The organism is Sphingomonas sp. BT-65, assembly GCF_026107375.2.
In the GTDB taxonomy this organism is placed as follows: Bacteria; Pseudomonadota; Alphaproteobacteria; order Sphingomonadales; family Sphingomonadaceae; genus Sphingomonas.
Window position 1 is genome coordinate 2,916,647 of record NZ_JAPCIA010000001.1, and the last position, 17,335, is coordinate 2,933,981.

The following is a 17,335-nucleotide window of genomic DNA, read 5'->3' on the forward strand; positions in this document are numbered from 1 at the left end:
GCGCCACGAACAGAGGCGGGAGAGGCGCGGTGCCGTGCGCCCCTCCCGCAGTCCATGCGCCTACGCAGCGCCGGAATGGATGACCGCGGCTATTGGCCGAGCACGGTGAGCGTGCCGCGGCTCTTGGCATCGCCCGCTGGATCGAGCTCCAGCGTGAAGTCGCTGCCCTCGCTGGTCTTGCCGCGCAGCTCGCTGCCGTTCGCGGCGATGGTGAACCCGGCGGCCTGCATCTGCTCGCGGAACCAGTTGCGCACCTGGTCCGCCGTGGCGGGCGCGTCGAACTGGACGCGGACCGTATCCTCTCCGCCCTTGTCGCGGTTGGCGTCGATGTTGAGGTTCGCGATCGTCGAGCCGGGATAGAGCTTCAACCCGTCGATCTCGAAATTCTCGGCGCCGATGTCGAACTTGGGCAGCTTGAGCGATCCCTCGAAGCCCGGCGCCTTCACGGATACGCGGCCGTCCTTGTCGGTCTTGATGCTGGCGTCGCCTTCGCCGCTCTTGACCGAGATGCTCGCGCCCTCGCCTTCACCGCCGCCGCAGGCCGCGAACGCGACCGCCAGAGGAAGGACCAGCCAGTTCCGCATCATCGTGACAACTCCACCGTATTAGTTGAACAACACACTAAGCGATGCGGCAAAAAAGATCAACCCGCGGGGTGACGCGCCCGCGGCGATGCGGCATTGGGCCCCGCATGGACGCGCAGACCTCTCATCAGCCCGGCGAAGCGGCCAACCGGTCGCCGATCCCGATGGCGGAGTTCGTCGCGCTGATCGCATCGATCATGGCGCTGACCGCGCTCGGCATCGATTCGATGCTGCCGGCCTTGCCTTCGATCAGCGACGAACTGGGCGTGGCGCAGCCCAATCACCGCCAGTACGTCATTACCGCCTTCATGCTCGGCTTCGGCGTGGCGCAGCTGTTCCACGGGCCGCTCGCCGATCGTTACGGGCGCAAGCCGGTGATCGCCGTCGCGCTCGGCTTTTACGTGGTGACCAACGCCGTTGCGGCCTTTGCGGGCAGCTTCGAGCTGCTCCTGCTCGCCCGCGCGGCGAGCGGCGCGGCGGTGGCGGCGGGACGCGTGGTGACGGTGGCGCTGGTGCGCGACTGTTTCCAGGGCCGGGCGATGGCGCGGGTGATGAGCCTCGCCTTTATGACCTTCATGGTCGTCCCCGTATTGGCGCCCGCCTGGGGACAGCTGATGGTGCTCGTCTTCGGCGACTGGCGGCCGATCTTCGGCGGCATCGCGCTGATCGCAGCGCTGGTGCTGATCTGGTTCACGCTGCGCATGCCCGAGACGCTGGCGCGCGATTCGGTGCATCCGCTTGACCTGCGCGAGATCTGGCGCGGCTACCGCACCATGTTCCGTGACCGCTGGGCGGTGGGCTACACCTTCGCCACCACCGCGATCTCGGGCTGCTTCTTCTCGTTCATCGGCTCGATCCAGCAGATCGTCTACGACGTGTTCAAGCGGCCCGAGCTGCTCACCGCGGTGTTCGCCTCGGTCGCGGGGCTGATGGCGCTCGGCTCGTTCATGAACTCGCGCCTGGTGATGCGCTTCGGGATGCGCTTCCTGTCGCACTTCGCGCTGGTCGCGACGACGGTGCTCGCGGTGATTCACCTGACCGTGATCCTCCTCGGCGGTGAGAATCTGTGGGTGTTCATCGTGCTGCAGGCGCCGATGATGGCGGCGATGGCGCTCGCCAACTCCAATTTCTCGGCGATGGCGATGGAGAATATGGGTGAGATCGCGGGCACCGCATCGAGCCTGCAGGGCTTCATCGCGACGATGGGCGCTGCGGTGATGGGCGCGGTGATCGGCCAGTCGTTCGATGGCACGACGGTGCCGCTCTATCTCGGCTTCACCGCACTCGGCCTCACCGCATTGCTCATCGTGTTCATCACCGAACGGGGTAAGCTGTTTCGTCGCAGCTGAGCCGCGGGCCGGCGCCACCTAACCAAAAAGGGCGCGCTTTCGTCGCGACGCCAAGGAACCGCGCGCATGCCTCCGCCGTTCGCGCTTGAGGAGAAGCATGGAGGGCTGCGATGGGCGGTCATCAGGTATCGGGGCGAGGCCCCGGCGACGACGGTTACGACGAAGACGGCTATGACGAAAGCCAGCGCGCCGAGATCCTCGAGGTGACGCGCGACGGGCCGACCGACGGCACGATCCTGACCGACTTGAGCCCCGACCTTGGCGAAGACCTCGACAATGACGAGGAAGAGGACGAGCTGCTGATGGCGTCCGACGAGGTCGGCGAGGAGTCGATCGCAGAGGACGACGCCGACGATGCCGACGAGGACGAGCTCCAGGCGGAGTTCGACGACGGCACGATCGGCGACGCTGGCCTCGACGATGGCGACGAGGTCGCGCTGAATCCCTGATTCCTGCGAGCCCAGATTCTTGACTGTCGCCTCCGTCCGGCGGACCATCCCGCAAAACGGGAGAGCGCCATGGCAACAGATCCGCGAATCGACGCCTATATCGAGCGCCAGGTCGAGTTCGCCCGGCCGATCCTGACCTGGCTGCGCGCCCGCCTCCACGCCGCCTGCCCCGAGGTCGAGGAAAGCATCAAATGGGGCATGCCGGCCTTCTCGCACCGCGGCCGCCCGCTCGCGCACATGGCGGGGTTCCAGCGCCATGCGAGCTTCGGCTTCTGGTATCGCGAGCAGCTGGCGACTGGCAAGGAAGGCGAGGCGATGGGCCAGTTCGGCCGCATCGAATCGCTCGCCGACCTGCCGGACGAAGCCGGGCTCGAAGCGCAAGTGCGCGAGGCGATGGCGCTGATCGAATCCGGGAACCTGCCCAAGCGCGAGTCCAAGCCGCCCAAACCCGAGGCGGAGGTGCCCGAGGCGCTCGCCGAGGCGCTGGCGCGCGATCCGCTCGCCGCCGAGAAGTTCGACGCCTTCCCGCCCAGCGCGCGCCGGGACTATTGCGAGTGGATCGCCGGCGCCAAGCAGGCGGGGACCCGCGACAAGCGCCTCGCCGACGCGATCGCCTGGATCCGCGAGGGCAAGAAGCGCCACTGGAAATATGAAAGCTGCTGAGTTTGCGTTCGGCACGGGTTATGGCATGATGTAACATCTCTTACGGCAGGAGGTGCAGATGCGTCGTTCCATTGCCTATCGCGAGCCTGAGCCTTTCTCGGCGATCAATACCACGCCGCTGATCGACGTGATGCTGGTGTTGCTGATCATGATGATCATCACCATCCCGACCGCGACCCATAAATTGCCGGTCGAGCTTCCGCAGGGGCCGCCCGGGCAGGTGCTGGACGCCCCGCACCGGCTGGACATCGCCGCCAATGGCGCGCTGGCGTGGGACGGCCGCGCGATCGCCGATGCCGAGCTTCCCGTCTTGCTCGCCGCGATCGTCGCGGCGGACGGCGTGCTCCACTTCAAGGCCGACGAGGCGGCGCGCTACGAGCGCTTCGCCGAGGTGCTGACGACGGTCAAGCGCGCGGGGGTCACGAAGCTCGGTTTCGTGGGCAACGAGCGGATGGCGTTCGACTGACGGCTTTCCTCCACGGCGTAGTTGCCGTAAACGTAAAGAGCTATGGCGCGCTTCACGCAGAGCATCACCGCCGGGCCCGGCGACATCGACGAGCTCGGTCATGTCAACAATGCAGTCTGGGTCCGCTGGATCCAGGACGTCGCGGTGGCGCACTGGCACGCGGTCGCGCCGGCACATCACCGCGACGCCTATATCTGGGTCGTGACGCGGCACGAGATCGACTATCGCGGCAATGTTAGCGAAGGCGAGATGGTGACCGCCGAGACCTGGGTGCCCGATCCGCCGAAGGGCGCGCGCTTCGACCGCCACATGCGATTCACCGGCGCCGATGGGCGGGTGAAAGTCGAGGCGGTCTCGACCTGGGCGATGCTCGACCGCGCGACCGGCCGGCTGGTGCGCGTGCGCGACGAGGTGGCTGCGCCGTTTCTGGAGGGACAGGCATGAGCGACCCGCAGATCCTCAACTGGCGGCGAATCGATGCGCGGCTCACCACCTCGGGCCAGCCGGGCGAGGCGGCGCTGGCCGAGCTCGCCGGTCTGGGCGTGCGGCATGTCATCAACCTCGGCCTGCACGAGCATGAGCGCGCGCTGCCCGACGAGCCGGCGAGCGTAGCCGCGCTGGGGATGGGCTACACCTATATCCCGGTGCCCTTCGACGCGCCGGAAGAGGCGCACTACCAGGCGTTCTGCGCCGCGATGGCCGAGTATGGCGGCGAGCCGGTGCATGTCCATTGCATCGTCAACGCCCGCGTCACCGCCTTCCTTACCCGCTACCGCCGCGAGGTGCTGGGCATGGACCCGGCCGAAGCGCGCGCGCCGATGGACAGCGTGTGGCGGCCGGGCGGCGTGTGGGCGGCCTTCGTCGGCGACGACGATGCGGTCGGCGCCGAGCACCGTTACGCCGGGCGCGACTTCCCCGCGCCGGTCAGCCCGAGTTCCGAAGCGCCGTCGCGATCGCGTTGATCGAGAGCAGGATGCCCTGCTCGATCTTGGGATCGGTTTCCCCCGCGCGGTGGCGCTTGAGCAGCTCGACCTGAAGCAGGTTGAGCGGCTCGATATAGGGCAGGCGCAGCCGGATCGAGGTCTCCAGTGCCGGATGCTTCTCGAGCAGTCGCGTCTGCCGCGTCACCTCGAGCAGCTGGTCATGCGTCGTCCGCCAGCCGTCGCGAATGCGCCCGAAGATCGAGTCGCCCAGCGCGCGGTCCTCGACCAGCGCGGCATAGCGCCCGGCAATGCCCATGTCGGACTTGGCGAGCACCATCTCCATGTTTGCCAGCGCCGAGGCGAACAGCGGCCAGCCCGCCGCCATTTCGCGCAGCAGCCCGCGGTCCTGAAACCCCGACAGCGCCGCGCCCACGCCATACCAGCCCGGCAGCATCACCCGCGCCTGCGCCCAGCTGAACACCCAGGGGATCGCGCGCAGATCCTCGATCGCGTCGGATTTCTTGCGGCTCGCCGGGCGGCTGCCGATCTTGAGGCCGGCGATCTCGGCGATCGGGGTCATCTGGCGAAAGAAGGTCCGGAAGCCCTCGGTGCCATAGACCAGGTCGCGATAGGCCTTGAACGCCGTCCCCGACAATTCCTCCATCGCGCCCTCGAAGCGCGCGGCGTCGGCGGTGCTCAGCTGCTGCGGCTCGAGGCTGGCGAGCAGCGTTGCCGAAGCCATCGCCTCGAGATTGGTCTGTGCGCTCTCACGCGTGCCGTATTTCGCCGCGATCACCTCGCCCTGCTCGGTGATGCGGATGCGGCCCTGAACCGTGCCGGCGGGCTGCGCCTGGATCGCCTGGAACGAGGAGCCGCCGCCGCGCCCCACCGCGCCGCCGCGGCCGTGGAACAGCTGCATGCCGATCCCGGCTTCCTCGAACACCGGCTTGAGCGCGGTCGAGCCCTTGGACAGCCCCCAGGTCGAGGTGAGATATCCCCCGTCCTTGTTCGAGTCCGAATAGCCGATCATCACTTCCTGATGCCCGCGCGCCTTGGCGATCGCGGCGACCTCGGGCAGCGCGAACCAGGCGCGCATGATGCCGGGCGCGGCCTCGAGATCGCCGATCGTCTCGAACAGCGGCACCGCCATGATATGCGCCTGCGGTTCCTCGCCCGGCACGTAGAGGCCCGCTTCCTTGAGCAGCACATGGACCTCGAGCAGGTCCGACACCGACTGCGCCATCGACACGATATACTGGCGGATCGCCGCGCGGCCGTAGCGCTCATGCGCCTCAGCGACGGCATGGACGATCGCCAGCTCCGAGGCAGTCTCCTCGCTGTAGCTCGCATAGCGGCTGGTCAGCGGGCGCGGGCTGGCGAGCTCGCGGCGCAGCAGCTCGACCCGCGCCGCCTCGTCGAGCGCGGCATAATCGGCCTCGACCCCCGCGACCTTCAAGAGCTCGGCGATCACGCGCTCGTGCACCGCGCTGTTCTGGCGCATGTCGAGCGTGGCGAGATGGAAGCCGAAGATGTCGACCGAGCGGATCAGCCGCCCGAGCGCCCCGCTCGACGCCAGCGTCTCGGCGCCTTGCCCGGCGAGCCCGCGGGCGACGGTGGCGAGATCGGCGCGGAACGCCGCCGGGTCGGGATAGCGCTCGCCGGTCAGCGCGCCGGGCCGCGGCGCGGGCTTGCCGGTGAGGTCGCGATAGGTCGCGGCGAGCCGGGCATAGATGCCCGACAGCGCGCGGCGATAGGGCTCGTCGGCGCGGCTCGCGGCATCGTCGCCGCTGCGCTCGGCCAGCGCCGCGACGCCCGCGTCGATCTGCGCATGATGGCTCGAGATCGACAGCTCGGCGCCAAGCGCATGCACCGCGTCGAGATAGTGGCTGAGCACCGTCTCCGCCGAGCGCGACAAGGTGAGGCGCAGCGAGTCCGCGGTGACGAAGGGATTGCCGTCGCGGTCGCCGCCGATCCAGTTGCCCGGGCGCAGGAACGCCGGCACCCGGCTGCCCAGCGCGCGGTCCCAGCGGGCATGAAGCGCGGGCAAGGTGGGGAGGAACACGTCGCGCAGATAGGAGAGCGCGGTCTCGACCTCGTCGGCGACATAGAGCCGCTCCTGCCGCAGCACGCGGGTCTGCCACAGCAGCGCGACCTGGCGCACGATGCCTTCGTCGACCAGATCACCGTCGGGCGTCTCGGCGACGCCCTGGTCCTTGAGCGCCATCAGCTCGGCGATGCGGTTGCGATGGTCGATCATCGACTTGCGCCGCACCTCGGTCGGGTGCGCGGTGAGCACCGGGGCGACCAGCGCGTGCTCGAGCAATTCGGCGATCCGCTCGGGCCCGATGCCATGCTCCTTGAGGCGCGCGATCGCGTGCTCGACATCGGCGCCGGGCTCGGCGGCGATACCCTGGCGGTCCTCGGCCAGGTTGGCGAGCATCGAGAACAGCATGAAGCTGCGCACGAAATCGAGCGTCTCGTCGAGGCTCAGGCTGTCGAGGCCGGGATCGATCGAATCCGCCCCCGCGATCCCGCGATGCCGGTCGACCGAGGCCGAGCGGATATATTCGATACGCCGGAACAGCGCGTCGCCGCCATAGGCGCGGATCACGTCGCCCAGGACGCGGCCGAGATAGCGGATGTCGGGATTGTTGGTGATCGGAGGAGCGCTGGCCATGCGCGCGTGCTGCACCGCGGCATGATCAGCGTCAACCAGTTCGTTTCTTGCGTTACGTCAAGCGCGCAGCATCATGTCGCGGAGTCGTCGATCCGCCGCCGGAAGGTTTCGGGGAGGAAGAGCAGGCCGACTACCAGCGTCAACACCGCGACGCCGATCGGGTACCACAGGCCGTAATAGATATCGCCGGTCGCCGCGACCATCGCGAAGGCGATCGTCGGCAGGAACCCGCCGAACCAGCCATTGCCGATATGATAGGGCAGCGACATCGCGGTGTAGCGGATGCGGGTCGGGAAGATCTCGACCAGCAGCGCGGCGATCGGGCCATAGACCGCGGTGACCAGCAGCACGAGCCAGAACAGCAGCGCGACGATCAGCGGCTTGTTCATCGCCGCGGGGTCGGCCTTGGCCGGGTAGCCCGCGGCATCGAGGGCTGCCTTCATCTCGGCCTGGCGGCCCGGAATGGCGGCCGCATTCATGCCGGCACCGATCCCTCCCTGCGGATTGAAGATCGTGATCGTCCGGTCCCCGATGACGACCTCCGCCCAGTCGTTCGCCGCAGCCCGCGAGACATAGGGTACGCCAGCCTTGGCCAGATAGGATTTGGCGACGTCGCAGGCGGTCCGGTCGAACTTGTTCCTGCCGATCGGATCGAACTGGAACGAGCAGGTCGCAGGGTCCGCGACCACGGTTACCGGCGCACTGGCCTGTGCCGCCGCCAGCGCGGGGTTGGCGGCTCCGGTCAGCGCGTGGAACACCGGGAAATAGGTCAGCGCGGCGAGCGCGCAGCCGGCGAGGATGATCTTCTTGCGCCCGATCTTGTCGGAGAGCCAGCCGAAGATCACGAAGAACGGCGTGCCGATCACCAGCGCGATCGCGATCAGGATGTTGGCGGTGGCGCCGTCGACCTTGAGCGTCTTCTCGAGGAAGAACAGCGCATAGAATTGCCCCGTATACCAGACCACCGCCTGGCCGGCGACCGCGCCGAGCAGCACGATCAGCACCACGCGCAGGTTGCGCCAGGTGCCGAACGCCTCGCTGAACGGCGCCTTGGAGGTCGTGCCCTCCTCCTTCATCTTCTGGTAGACCGGGCTCTCGGCGAGCTGGAGCCGGATCCACAGCGAGACGCCGAGCAGGATGATCGAGACGAGGAAGGGCAGGCGCCAGCCCCATTCGGCGAATGCGGTCTCGCCGATCGCGGTGCGGATGCCGATCACGATGAGCAGCGCCGCGAACAGGCCGAGCGTCGCGGTGGTCTGGATCCAGCTGGTGAACAGCCCGCGCTTCCCCTCGGGCGCATGCTCGGCCACATAGGTGGCGGCGCCGCCATATTCGCCGCCGAGCGCGAGGCCCTGGACGAGGCGCAGCAGCACCAGGATCACCGGCGCGGCGACGCCGATGCTGGCATAGCTCGGCAGCAACCCGACCGCGAAGGTCGACAGGCCCATCAGCCCCATCGTCACGAGGAAGGTATATTTGCGCCCGACCACGTCGCCGAGCCGCCCGAACACCAGCGCTCCGAACGGCCGCACTGCGAACCCCGCGGCGAACGCGCCCAGGGCGAGGATGAACCCGGTGGTCTCGTTCACCCCGGAGAAGAATTTGGCGGAAATGACGGTCGCGAGCAGGCCGTAGAGATAGAAATCATACCATTCGAACACCGTACCGAGCGACGAGGCGACGATCACCTTGCGCTCGTTGCGGCCTGCGACTGCTGGAGCCGTCATGCATTCCCCTCCCCAATTTATGTGATTTAATGGTGGCGCGTTTCGCGGAGCGCGTCGAGCAAGATTTTCTGAAGGGGGTGTCGAATTGCGCCCTGGCCGTAACGTCAGTCGTCGAGCAGCGCCAGGCTGACCTTGGCCGTGCCGCTGCGGTGCATCCCGATCTCGCGCGCGGCGGCGTGGCTCAAGTCGATCACGCGCCCGGCGCGGAACGGGCCGCGATCGTTGATCCGCACCACCACGCTGCGGCCGGTGGCAAGGTTGGTCACGCGCATGCGGCTGCCGAACGGCGCGGTGCGGTGCGCGGCGGTGAGCGTGTCGGGGTCGCAGCGCTCGCCATTGGCGGTGCGGTTGCCGGCGATCTCGCGGCTGAAATAGCTTGCCGTCCCGCTGCCGAGATCGGTGCCCGCTTCCTCCTCGTCCGCCGCCACGGCCGGGACCGCGGCGAAAAGCGCGAGCGCGATGGCGAATGGTCCCCGCATCCCCGTCCCCTTTTCGACGGAAGGGGTGAAACAACAACGGCGCCGAACGGCAATCCGTTCAGCGCCGCGTTGTTTGGAATCCGCGATCAGACGTCGAGATTGGCGACGCTCAGCGCATTCTCCTGGATGAACTCGCGGCGCGGCTCGACCACGTCGCCCATCAGGCGCGTGAAGATCTCGTCGGCGACATCGGCCTGGTCGATCGCGACCACTAGCATCGATCGGTTTTGCGGATCGAGCGTGGTCTCCCACAATTGCTCGGCGTTCATCTCGCCCAGCCCCTTGTAGCGCTGGATCGACAGCCCCTTGCGGCCCGAGGCGAGGATCGCGTCGAGCAGCTCGCTCGGCCGCGCCACCAGCGTCTCGCCCTTGGCCGCGACCACCGGCTCCTCGTCCTCGCCTTCAACCGGTGCCGCTTCGGTCTCGGCCTGCGTGGTCTTGATCGAAACCAGCTTGGCGATTGCGGCATAGCTTTCGGCCTGCTCGGCGGCGAGCGCATGGAGCTTGCGCCCCTCTGCCGAAGCAAGGAACGCTGCTTCGATGATGTGATGATCGGTCACGCCGCGCCACAGCCGCTCGAAATGGAAGCCGCCTTCCTCGGTGACCCGCGCCGACCAGCGCGCATCCTCGTCGGTCAGGTCGAGCCGCTTGGTCACCGCCGCGAGCCGCTCGCCGCGTTGCGCACGCGCCGCTTCGGGGTCGAGCGCGCCGCCCAGCGCCAGCGCCTCGATGATCGAGGGGTCGTAGCGCCGCGGCACGTAGCGCATCAGCGTCTTCATGCGGCGGGCATGTTCGACCAGCTTGGCGAGGTCCTCGCCGAAGCGCGGCCCCTCATTGGTCTCCAGCCGGTTGCCGCCGACGCCCGCCTCGACCAGGTAATCGTCGAGCGCGGCATCGTCCTTCAGATACACTTCGGAGCGCCCCTTGCTCGCTTTGTACAGCGGCGGCTGAGCGATGAAGAGGTGCCCGGCCTCGATGATCTCGGGCATCTGGCGGTAGAAGAAGGTGAGCAGCAGCGTGCGGATGTGCGCGCCGTCCACATCGGCGTCGGTCATGATGACGATCTTGTGGTAGCGCAGCTTTTCGAGATTGAAGTCGTCGCGGCCAATGCCGGTGCCCATCGCCTGGATCAGCGTGCCGATCTCCTTCGAACCGAGCATCCGGTCGAAACGCGCGCGCTCGACGTTGAGGATCTTGCCGCGCAGCGGAAGGATCGCCTGGAAATGGCGGTCGCGGCCTTGCTTGGCGGAGCCGCCGGCCGAATCGCCCTCGACCAGGAACAGCTCGGACTTGGCGGGATCGCGCTCCTGGCAGTCGGCGAGCTTGCCGGGCAGCGAGGCGATGTCCATCACGCCCTTGCGCCGGGTCAGCTCGCGCGCCTTCTTGGCGGCCTCGCGCGCGGCGGCGGCGTCGATCACCTTCTGGATGATCTGGCGCGCGACCGCGGGATTCTCCTCCAGCCATTCGGCGAGCTTGTCGGCCATCAGCGCTTCAAGCGGCTGGCGTACCTCGGACGAGACTAGCTTGTCCTTGGTCTGCGAGCTGAACTTGGGGTCGGGCAGCTTGACCGAAACGATCGCGGTGAGCCCCTCGCGCATGTCGTCGCCGGTAAGGGAGACCTTCTCCTTCTTCAGCGCGCCCGACTTGTCGGCATAATTGTTGATCGTGCGCGTCAGCGCCGCGCGGAACGCGGCAAGGTGCGTGCCGCCGTCGCGCTGCGGGATGTTGTTGGTGAAGCAGAGGACGTTCTCGTAATAGGAGTCGTTCCACTCCAGCGCGACGTCGATCGTCACGTCGTCGCGCGTGCCGCTGATCGCCACCGGATCGGGCATCAGCGGCGTCTTGTTGCGGTCGAGCCACTTGACGAACGCGGCGATCCCGCCCTCGTAGAACAGCTCGACTTCCTTGACTTCCTCGTGCCGCGCATCGCGCAGGAACAGGCGGACGCCGGAGTTCAGGAACGCCAGCTCGCGATAGCGGTGCTCGAGCTTCTCGAAATCATACTCGGTCTGGTTCTTGAACGTACCGCCGTCGCCCGGGACCTTCTCGGTCGAGGCGAGGAAGGTCACGCGCGTGCCCTTCTTGCCCTCGGGTGCCGCGCCGACCACCTTGAGCGGGGCGGTCGCGTCGCCATAGGCGAAGCGCATGTAATGCTCCTCGCCGTCGCGCCAGATGTTGAGGTCGAGCCACTCGCTGAGCGCATTGACCACCGACACGCCCACGCCGTGCAGGCCGCCCGAGACCTTGTAGGCATTGTCGTCCGACGTGTTCTCGAACTTACCGCCGGCATGGAGCTGGGTCATGATGACCTCGGCCGCCGACACGCCTTCCTCGGCATGGATGCCGGTCGGGATGCCGCGGCCATTGTCCTCGACGCTCACCGATCCGTCGGCGTTGAGCTGGATGATGATCCGGTCGCAATGCCCGGCCAACGCCTCGTCGATCGCGTTGTCGGAAACCTCGAACACCATGTGGTGCAGGCCGGAGCCGTCATCGGTGTCGCCGATATACATGCCGGGCCGCTTGCGCACCGCATCCAGGCCTTTCAGGACCTTGATGCTGTCGGCGCCGTAGCTGTTGGTGTTGGGGGTGTTTTCGGGGGTCGTGGTGTCTTCAGATGCCATGCCCAGCATATAGGGTCGCGAGTCACGAAACGGAAGCAAAATGGGGCGCGGCGATGCCCATGCGGCACATATGAAAACTTTACGGCTGCAGGCGGGATTCGCCATGGCATCCTTATCGCCATCCACGCCATCTGGGCGGGCATGGCATATCATCGACAACTGGTTCATGTCCCCCGCACCCGATGGGAAGCGATCACCGCCTGGCTCGGCGGCTTCAAGCCGCTCGAGCTGATCCTTGGCATGGTCAGCGGCATCACGCTGATCGCGGCGATCCATGCCGCGTGGAGCGCGTGATGCTCGATCCGCTGCTCGTCTTCGTGGCCACTGTCGCCTTCGCGATTTGGGGCGTGGGCTATACCTGCCGCATGGCGGTGCTGGAGCAGCGCGGACTGCTCGCGCACCGCGGCGCGCTGCGGCGCAAGCGCTAGCCAGGCGGCGCCACCTCCACCGTGTTAACCATTTGTTAACGCAGTTTGGCGACTACGCATTAATCGTGTCTTATCCGTGTGCCGGGGGGCATCTTTATGCGTAGTGTTGCACTCGCCGTCCTTGTCTCGTTCGTCCTCGCCGGGTGCGCCGCGACGCGCGAAACCGCGGTGGTCAGCGTGGCGCAAATCGAGATCATCGACGATGGCGGCGCCGGACAGGTGATCCGACCGGCCGATCAGGCAAAGCTCGATGCGCTGCCGGCGATCTGGCGGGCCGTCTGGGGCCAGTCGCCCGGACGCGTGCGCGCGGTCGAGGGCGCGCTGCTCGAACCGGGCGCGGCGCTCGATCATCCCGAACTCAGCCCCGGCTCCTATAATTGCCGCCTGATCCGGCTCGGCCGCCGTGCCGGCGCGCGCCGGATGCGCAGCTTCCCGACGCATTTCTGCCATGTCGGCGCGGCCAATGGCGGGCTCAACTTCACCAAGCAGACCGGCAGCGACCTGCCCGCCGGCCATCTCTACAAGACCGAGAAACGCTATACCTTCGTCGGCGCGCTGCAACGCGCGCAGGGCGACAATTCATTGGTCTATGGCACCGATCAGGCGCGCGACATCGCCGGGGTGGTCGAGCGGGTCGGCCCGTTCCGCTGGCGCATGGTCGTGCCCGTGGGCGAGCAGGACCTCGACGTCCTCGAACTGACCCCGGTACCCGTCGAGCGGCAGGCGAGCTGACCGCGGCGGCTAGTCCAGGCTCACAACGCCATCGCGCACCGTGTAGCGGGTCGCCTCGCCGATCCCCTCGAACAGCTCGGGCTCGGTCCCGGTCATCCATACCTGTCCGCGCCCCGCGAGCCGCTCGAACAGCGCGCGCCTGCGGCTGGGGTCGAGATGCGCGGCGACCTCGTCGAGCAGCAGCACCGGCGCGCGGCCGGTGCGATCCGCGACCAGCTCGGCATGGGCGAGGACGATGCCGAGCAGCAGCGCCTTTTGCTCCCCGGTCGAACAAAGCTGCGCGGGCTGGCCCTTGCCGAGATGGGTGACGGCGAGGTCTTGCCGATGTGGCCCGGCGAGCGTGCGCCCCGCGGCAGCATCGCGCGTGCGGCCTGAGCGCAGCGCGTGCGCCAGATCGGCCACGGCCTGCCCTTCGAGCGCCAGCCCCGCCCGTGCGAACGGCCCCTCGGCCTGGTCCGCCAACCGCGCCGCCAGCGCCTCGACCGCGCCGCGCCGCGCTGCATCGATCGCCGCGCCATGCTCGGCCATGCGTGCCTCCAGCGCGGTCAGCCAGTCGGGATCGGCCGGTTCCTCGGCCGCCAGCAGCCGGTTGCGCTCGCGCATCGCCGCCTCGTAGCGCGCGGTGTGGTGCGCATGCCCCGGCGCCAGCGCGAGGGTCAGCCGATCGAGGAAGCGCCGCCGTTCGCTCGCCGGTTCGACGAACAGCCGGTCCATCGCCGGGGTCAGCCACAGCACGGTGAGCCATTCGGCGAGGCTCGCCGCCGCCGCCGCCGCGCCGTTGACGCGCACCACGCGCCGCTCGGGCGCGGCCGCCTGCGTTCCGGTGCCGATTTCGATCCCGTCGGCCAAAGTCGCCGCCACCGCGAACCCGCCGTTGCCGCCCTGCCGCGCGATCTCGGGCAGTGGCGCACGGCGCAGGCCCCGTCCGGGCGCGAGCAGCGACACCGCCTCGAGCACATTGGTCTTGCCCGCGCCATTGTCCCCGGTCAGCACCACGAACCCGGCCCCGGGGGTCAGGGTGGCGGCCGCATGGTTGCGGAAATCGGTGAGGACGAGGCGGGCGAGGGCCATCCGACCGCCTCTAGCGCGGCGGCAGGCGTGCGAACAGCTACCGTGCGGCGATCCGCCCGACGCGCACCAGCACCCCATCGGGATCGCTCACCGCGAACTCGTAAGTGCCCCATGGCTTGAGGTGCGGCGCGCCCGGCTCGATGATCGCCTCGCGCACACGGTCCGCGACGGCATCGACATCGTCGACATAGAGGTACAGGCCGAACGGATTGTACGGCGCCTGCAGCGCCGACATGTCCTCGGCGCGCAGGTGCAGGTCCCAGCCCTTGCCGTCGGTCAGGATGCGATAGTCGCCATAGTCGCTCTCCGGTACGAAGCCGAGCCGCTCGTAAAAGGCCTGGCTGCGGTCGAGGTCCTGGCACGGCAGAATCGCCGCTATCCGGTGGTCGGGCATCGTTTCGTCTGCCTTCTTGCCTATATCGCTTTCGCGCGGGCATAAGCCGCGCTCCGAAGACCTCCTAACAGAAAGCACCGATCCCGTGTCCGAGATGTTCCGAATTACGCTGCCCGACGGTTCCGTCCGCGAGGTAGCCCCGGGGACCACCCCGGCGGACATCGCCGCGGCGATCGGTCCGGGCCTCGCCAAGGCGGCGATCGCCGCGCGCGTCGACGGCGAACTGCGCGACATCACCCGCCCGCTGGAGGGCAACGTGCAACTCGCGCTCGTCACCTCGCGCGACGAGGCCGATGCGCTCGAGCTTGCGCGCCACGACTATGCGCACGTCCTCGCCGAGGCGGTGCAGTCGCTGTTCCCGGGCACGCAGATCACCTTCGGCCCGGCGACCGACGACGGCTTTTATTACGACTTCGCCCCCAAGGGCCGGCCCTTTACCGAGGAGGACCTGCCCGCGATCGAGGAGGCGATGCGCAAGATCATCGCGCAGGACCAGCCACTGATCCGCGAGGTGTGGAGCCGCGCCGACCTCATCGCGCGCTGGAAAGCGCAGGGCGAGACGTTCAAGGCCGAATGGGCGGCCGAGCTGCCCGAGAATGAGGAACTGACCGTCTATCGCGCGGGCAAGGGCGAGGACGCCTGGCTCGACATGTGCCGCGGCCCGCACCTTGCCTCGACCGGCAAGCTCGATCCCCAGGCATTCAAGCTGACGCGCGTCTCGGGCGCCTATTGGCGCGGCGACCAGAAGAACGCGATGCTCTCGCGCATCTACGGCACCGGCTGGCTCAACAAAAAGCAGCTCGACGCGCACCTCCACAAGCTCGAGGAAGCGGCCAAGCGCGACCATCGCAAGCTCGGGCAGGAGATGGACTTGTTCCACCTCCAGGCCGAGGCGCACGGCAGCGTCTTCTGGCACCCCAAGGGCTATATGATCTGGCGCGAGCTGGAGGCCTATATGCGCCGCGCGATCGACGCCGCCGGCTATCGCGAGGTCAAGACCCCGCAGGTGATGGACGCGCGCCAGTGGGAGCAGTCGGGCCATTGGGGCAAGTATCGCGAGAACATGTTCGTCATCCCCGACGAGGTGCCGAACGTCGAGGAGGACGGCCCGCTCGTCTCGAACGACGCCGAGTGGATGGCATTGAAGCCGATGAACTGCCCGGCGCACATCCTGATCTTCAAGCAGGGGATCAAGTCGTACCGCGACCTGCCGCTGCGCTTCTACGAAAATGGCTGCTGCCACCGCAACGAGCCGCACGGCGCGCTGCACGGCCTGATGCGCGTGCGCCAGTTCACCCAGGACGACGCGCACATCTTCTGCCGCGAGGACCAGATCGTCGACGAGGTGCAGGCGTTCTGCGCGCTCGCCGACCGCATCTATCGCGACTTCGGCTTCACCTATTCGATCAAGCTCGCGTTGCGCCCCGACAAGCGCTTCGGCACCGAGGAGATGTGGGACCAGGCCGAGGCGGAGCTGCGCGACGCCGTGGTCCGCGCCGGCCTCGCGACGCCCGAATATGGCTGGGAGGAACTTCCGGGCGAGGGCGCCTTCTACGCGCCCAAGCTCGAATGGCACCTCACTGACGCGATCGGGCGGACGTGGCAGGTCGGCACGATCCAGTCGGACCGCGTGCTGCCCGACCGCCTCGACGCGTCCTATGTCGGCGAGGATGGCGAGCGCCATCGCCCGGTGATGCTCCACCGCGCGATCTTCGGCTCGTACGAGCGCTTCATTGGCATCCTGATCGAGCATTTCGCCGGCCGCCTGCCGGCTTGGCTCGCGCCGGTCCAGGCGGTGGTCGCGACGATCGTCTCCGACGCCGATGATTACGCCAAGAACGCTGTCACCCAGCTCAAGGCCGCCGGCATCCGCGCCGAGAGCGACCTGCGCAACGAGAAGATCAACTACAAGGTGCGCGAGCATTCGCTGGCGAAGGTCCCGCACCTGCTGGTGGTCGGCAAGCGCGAGGCGGAGGAGGGCACCGTCGCCATCCGCAGCCTCGGCGTCGAGGGGCAGCGCGTGATCCCGCTCGCCGAGGCGATCGCCTGGCTCAAGGGCGAGGGCACGCCGCCGGACCTGCGGGGGTGACCTTCCACGCCGCCATCGGCCGCCACGGCGCGGGCGAGCGGCTGGCACGGCACCGGCATGCGCAGGGCTATGTCGCGGTCGTGCTCGACGGCGGCTATCTCGAAGCGGGCGAGAGCGGCCGCATCCGCGCGCGGGCGGGGATGGCGGTCGTCCATCACGCCTGGTCGGCGCACCAGGACGGGTTCGGCGCGACCGGCGCGCAGGTGCTCAACCTGCCGCTGCCTGCCGGGCTGGCCGAGGGCCCGGTGCGCATCACCGACCCCGATGCGGTCGCGCGCCTCGCCGAACGCGATCCCCTCGCCGCTGCGGAACTGGTCCGCGAAACCGCCGCCGCGCTCGCCGCTCCTCCCAGTGACTGGCCCGACCTGCTCGCCGCCGCGCTCGCGGCCGATCCGTCGTTGCCGATCCGCGATTGGGCGCACGCGACCAGCCTCGATCCCGCCTCGGTCAGCCGCGGCTTCGCGCGCGCCTATGGCGTCAGCCCCAAGCGCTTCCGGCTCGAACTGCGCACCCGTCGCGCCGTTCGCGCACTCACGGGCTGGCGCGGCACGCTCGCCGCGCTCGCCGCCGAGCATGGCTTTGCCGATCAGGCGCATTTCGCCCGCGCCGCCGGGGCGCTCACCGGCCTTCCACCCTCGCGGCTGCGCTTGCTGCGCTAGGGCAAAGTCCGTTCAAGCCGG

The 17,335-nt window shown here is 68.3% G+C and carries 18 protein-coding genes; 11 read left to right on the forward strand and 7 right to left on the reverse strand.

Annotated elements, in window-relative coordinates:
* Nucleotides 1-89 precede the first annotated feature (89 nt).
* Complete coding sequence (locus OK349_RS14020; RefSeq protein ID WP_265118409.1) at nt 90-587, reverse strand: hypothetical protein; 498 nt, start codon at nt 585-587, stop codon at nt 90-92.
* A gap of 104 nt (nt 588-691) precedes the next feature.
* Here OK349_RS14020 and OK349_RS14025 point away from each other — a divergent pair, with 104 nt between their 5' ends.
* The 6 genes from OK349_RS14025 to OK349_RS14050 all read left to right on the forward strand — a co-directional run bounded on the left by OK349_RS14025 (nt 692) and on the right by OK349_RS14050 (nt 4,473).
* The gene (locus tag OK349_RS14025) at nt 692-1,933 is read left to right on the forward strand and encodes a multidrug effflux MFS transporter (RefSeq protein ID WP_265118410.1); all 1,242 of its coding nucleotides are present in this window, start codon (nt 692-694) and stop codon (nt 1,931-1,933) included.
* Between the two features lie 110 nt (nt 1,934-2,043).
* Entirely contained in the window at nt 2,044-2,382 is a 339-nt protein-coding gene (locus tag OK349_RS14030; protein WP_265118411.1) for a DNA primase, read from the forward strand.
* A 69-nt stretch (nt 2,383-2,451) separates the two neighbouring features.
* Nucleotides 2,452-3,045 (forward strand): YdeI/OmpD-associated family protein, encoded by a 594-nt coding sequence (locus tag OK349_RS14035; RefSeq protein WP_265118412.1) that lies wholly within the window; start codon nt 2,452-2,454, stop codon nt 3,043-3,045.
* Nucleotides 3,046-3,103: 58 nt separating this feature from the next.
* A complete protein-coding gene (locus tag OK349_RS14040) occupies nt 3,104-3,511 on the forward strand; it encodes an ExbD/TolR family protein (RefSeq protein WP_265118413.1) in 408 nt (135 codons plus the stop codon).
* A gap of 42 nt (nt 3,512-3,553) precedes the next feature.
* On the forward strand, nt 3,554-3,955 hold the full coding sequence (locus tag OK349_RS14045; RefSeq protein ID WP_265118414.1) for an acyl-CoA thioesterase: 402 nt from the start codon (nt 3,554-3,556) through the stop codon (nt 3,953-3,955).
* Nucleotides 3,952-4,473 (forward strand): protein tyrosine phosphatase family protein, encoded by a 522-nt coding sequence (locus OK349_RS14050; protein ID WP_265118415.1) that lies wholly within the window; start codon nt 3,952-3,954, stop codon nt 4,471-4,473. The genes OK349_RS14045 and OK349_RS14050 overlap by 4 nt, the downstream gene beginning before the upstream one ends.
* Here the strand turns inward: OK349_RS14050 and ppc are convergent.
* The 4 genes from ppc to gyrB all read right to left on the reverse strand — a co-directional run bounded on the left by ppc (nt 4,436) and on the right by gyrB (nt 11,950).
* Nucleotides 4,436-7,111, reverse strand: a complete 2,676-nt coding sequence (ppc, locus tag OK349_RS14055) for a phosphoenolpyruvate carboxylase (protein WP_265118416.1) — start codon at nt 7,109-7,111, stop codon at nt 4,436-4,438. The genes OK349_RS14050 and ppc overlap by 38 nt on opposite strands.
* Before the next feature lie 71 nt (nt 7,112-7,182).
* Nucleotides 7,183-8,838, reverse strand: coding sequence for an MFS transporter (locus OK349_RS14060; protein ID WP_265118417.1), 1,656 nt, complete (start codon nt 8,836-8,838; stop codon nt 7,183-7,185).
* Nucleotides 8,839-8,942: 104 nt separating this feature from the next.
* The gene (locus OK349_RS14065; RefSeq protein WP_265118418.1) at nt 8,943-9,317 is read right to left on the reverse strand and encodes a septal ring lytic transglycosylase RlpA family protein; all 375 of its coding nucleotides are present in this window, start codon (nt 9,315-9,317) and stop codon (nt 8,943-8,945) included.
* A gap of 86 nt (nt 9,318-9,403) precedes the next feature.
* Nucleotides 9,404-11,950 carry a DNA topoisomerase (ATP-hydrolyzing) subunit B gene (gene gyrB, locus OK349_RS14070; RefSeq protein WP_265118419.1) on the reverse strand — a complete coding sequence of 849 codons (2,547 nt, stop codon included), beginning with the start codon at nt 11,948-11,950 and terminating at the stop codon, nt 9,404-9,406.
* 132 nt (nt 11,951-12,082) lie between these two features.
* On the opposite strand from gyrB, the gene OK349_RS14075 reads away from it, so the two are divergent.
* From OK349_RS14075 to OK349_RS14085, 3 genes are all read left to right on the forward strand, one after another.
* On the forward strand, nt 12,083-12,235 hold the full coding sequence (locus tag OK349_RS14075) for a hypothetical protein (RefSeq protein ID WP_265118420.1): 153 nt from the start codon (nt 12,083-12,085) through the stop codon (nt 12,233-12,235).
* Complete coding sequence (locus OK349_RS14080; RefSeq protein ID WP_265118421.1) at nt 12,235-12,369, forward strand: hypothetical protein; 135 nt, start codon at nt 12,235-12,237, stop codon at nt 12,367-12,369. The genes OK349_RS14075 and OK349_RS14080 overlap by 1 nt, the downstream gene beginning before the upstream one ends.
* Before the next feature lie 96 nt (nt 12,370-12,465).
* Nucleotides 12,466-13,101, forward strand: coding sequence for a DUF4893 domain-containing protein (locus OK349_RS14085; protein WP_265118422.1), 636 nt, complete (start codon nt 12,466-12,468; stop codon nt 13,099-13,101).
* A gap of 9 nt (nt 13,102-13,110) precedes the next feature.
* Here OK349_RS14085 and recF read toward each other — a convergent pair whose 3' ends face one another.
* Together recF and OK349_RS14095 are read right to left on the reverse strand one after the other, a co-directional pair.
* On the reverse strand, nt 13,111-14,172 hold the full coding sequence (gene recF / locus OK349_RS14090) for a DNA replication/repair protein RecF (protein WP_265118423.1): 1,062 nt from the start codon (nt 14,170-14,172) through the stop codon (nt 13,111-13,113).
* 37 nt (nt 14,173-14,209) lie between these two features.
* Nucleotides 14,210-14,566, reverse strand: a complete 357-nt coding sequence (locus tag OK349_RS14095) for a VOC family protein (RefSeq protein WP_265118424.1) — start codon at nt 14,564-14,566, stop codon at nt 14,210-14,212.
* 94 nt (nt 14,567-14,660) lie between these two features.
* Here OK349_RS14095 and thrS point away from each other — a divergent pair, with 94 nt between their 5' ends.
* Both thrS and OK349_RS14105 read left to right on the forward strand, forming a co-directional pair.
* Nucleotides 14,661-16,655 carry a threonine--tRNA ligase gene (gene thrS / locus OK349_RS14100; protein ID WP_265118425.1) on the forward strand — a complete coding sequence of 665 codons (1,995 nt, stop codon included), beginning with the start codon at nt 14,661-14,663 and terminating at the stop codon, nt 16,653-16,655.
* The gene (locus OK349_RS14105; protein ID WP_265118426.1) at nt 16,652-17,314 is read left to right on the forward strand and encodes a helix-turn-helix domain-containing protein; all 663 of its coding nucleotides are present in this window, start codon (nt 16,652-16,654) and stop codon (nt 17,312-17,314) included. The genes thrS and OK349_RS14105 overlap by 4 nt, the downstream gene beginning before the upstream one ends.
* Nucleotides 17,315-17,335 lie beyond the last annotated feature (21 nt).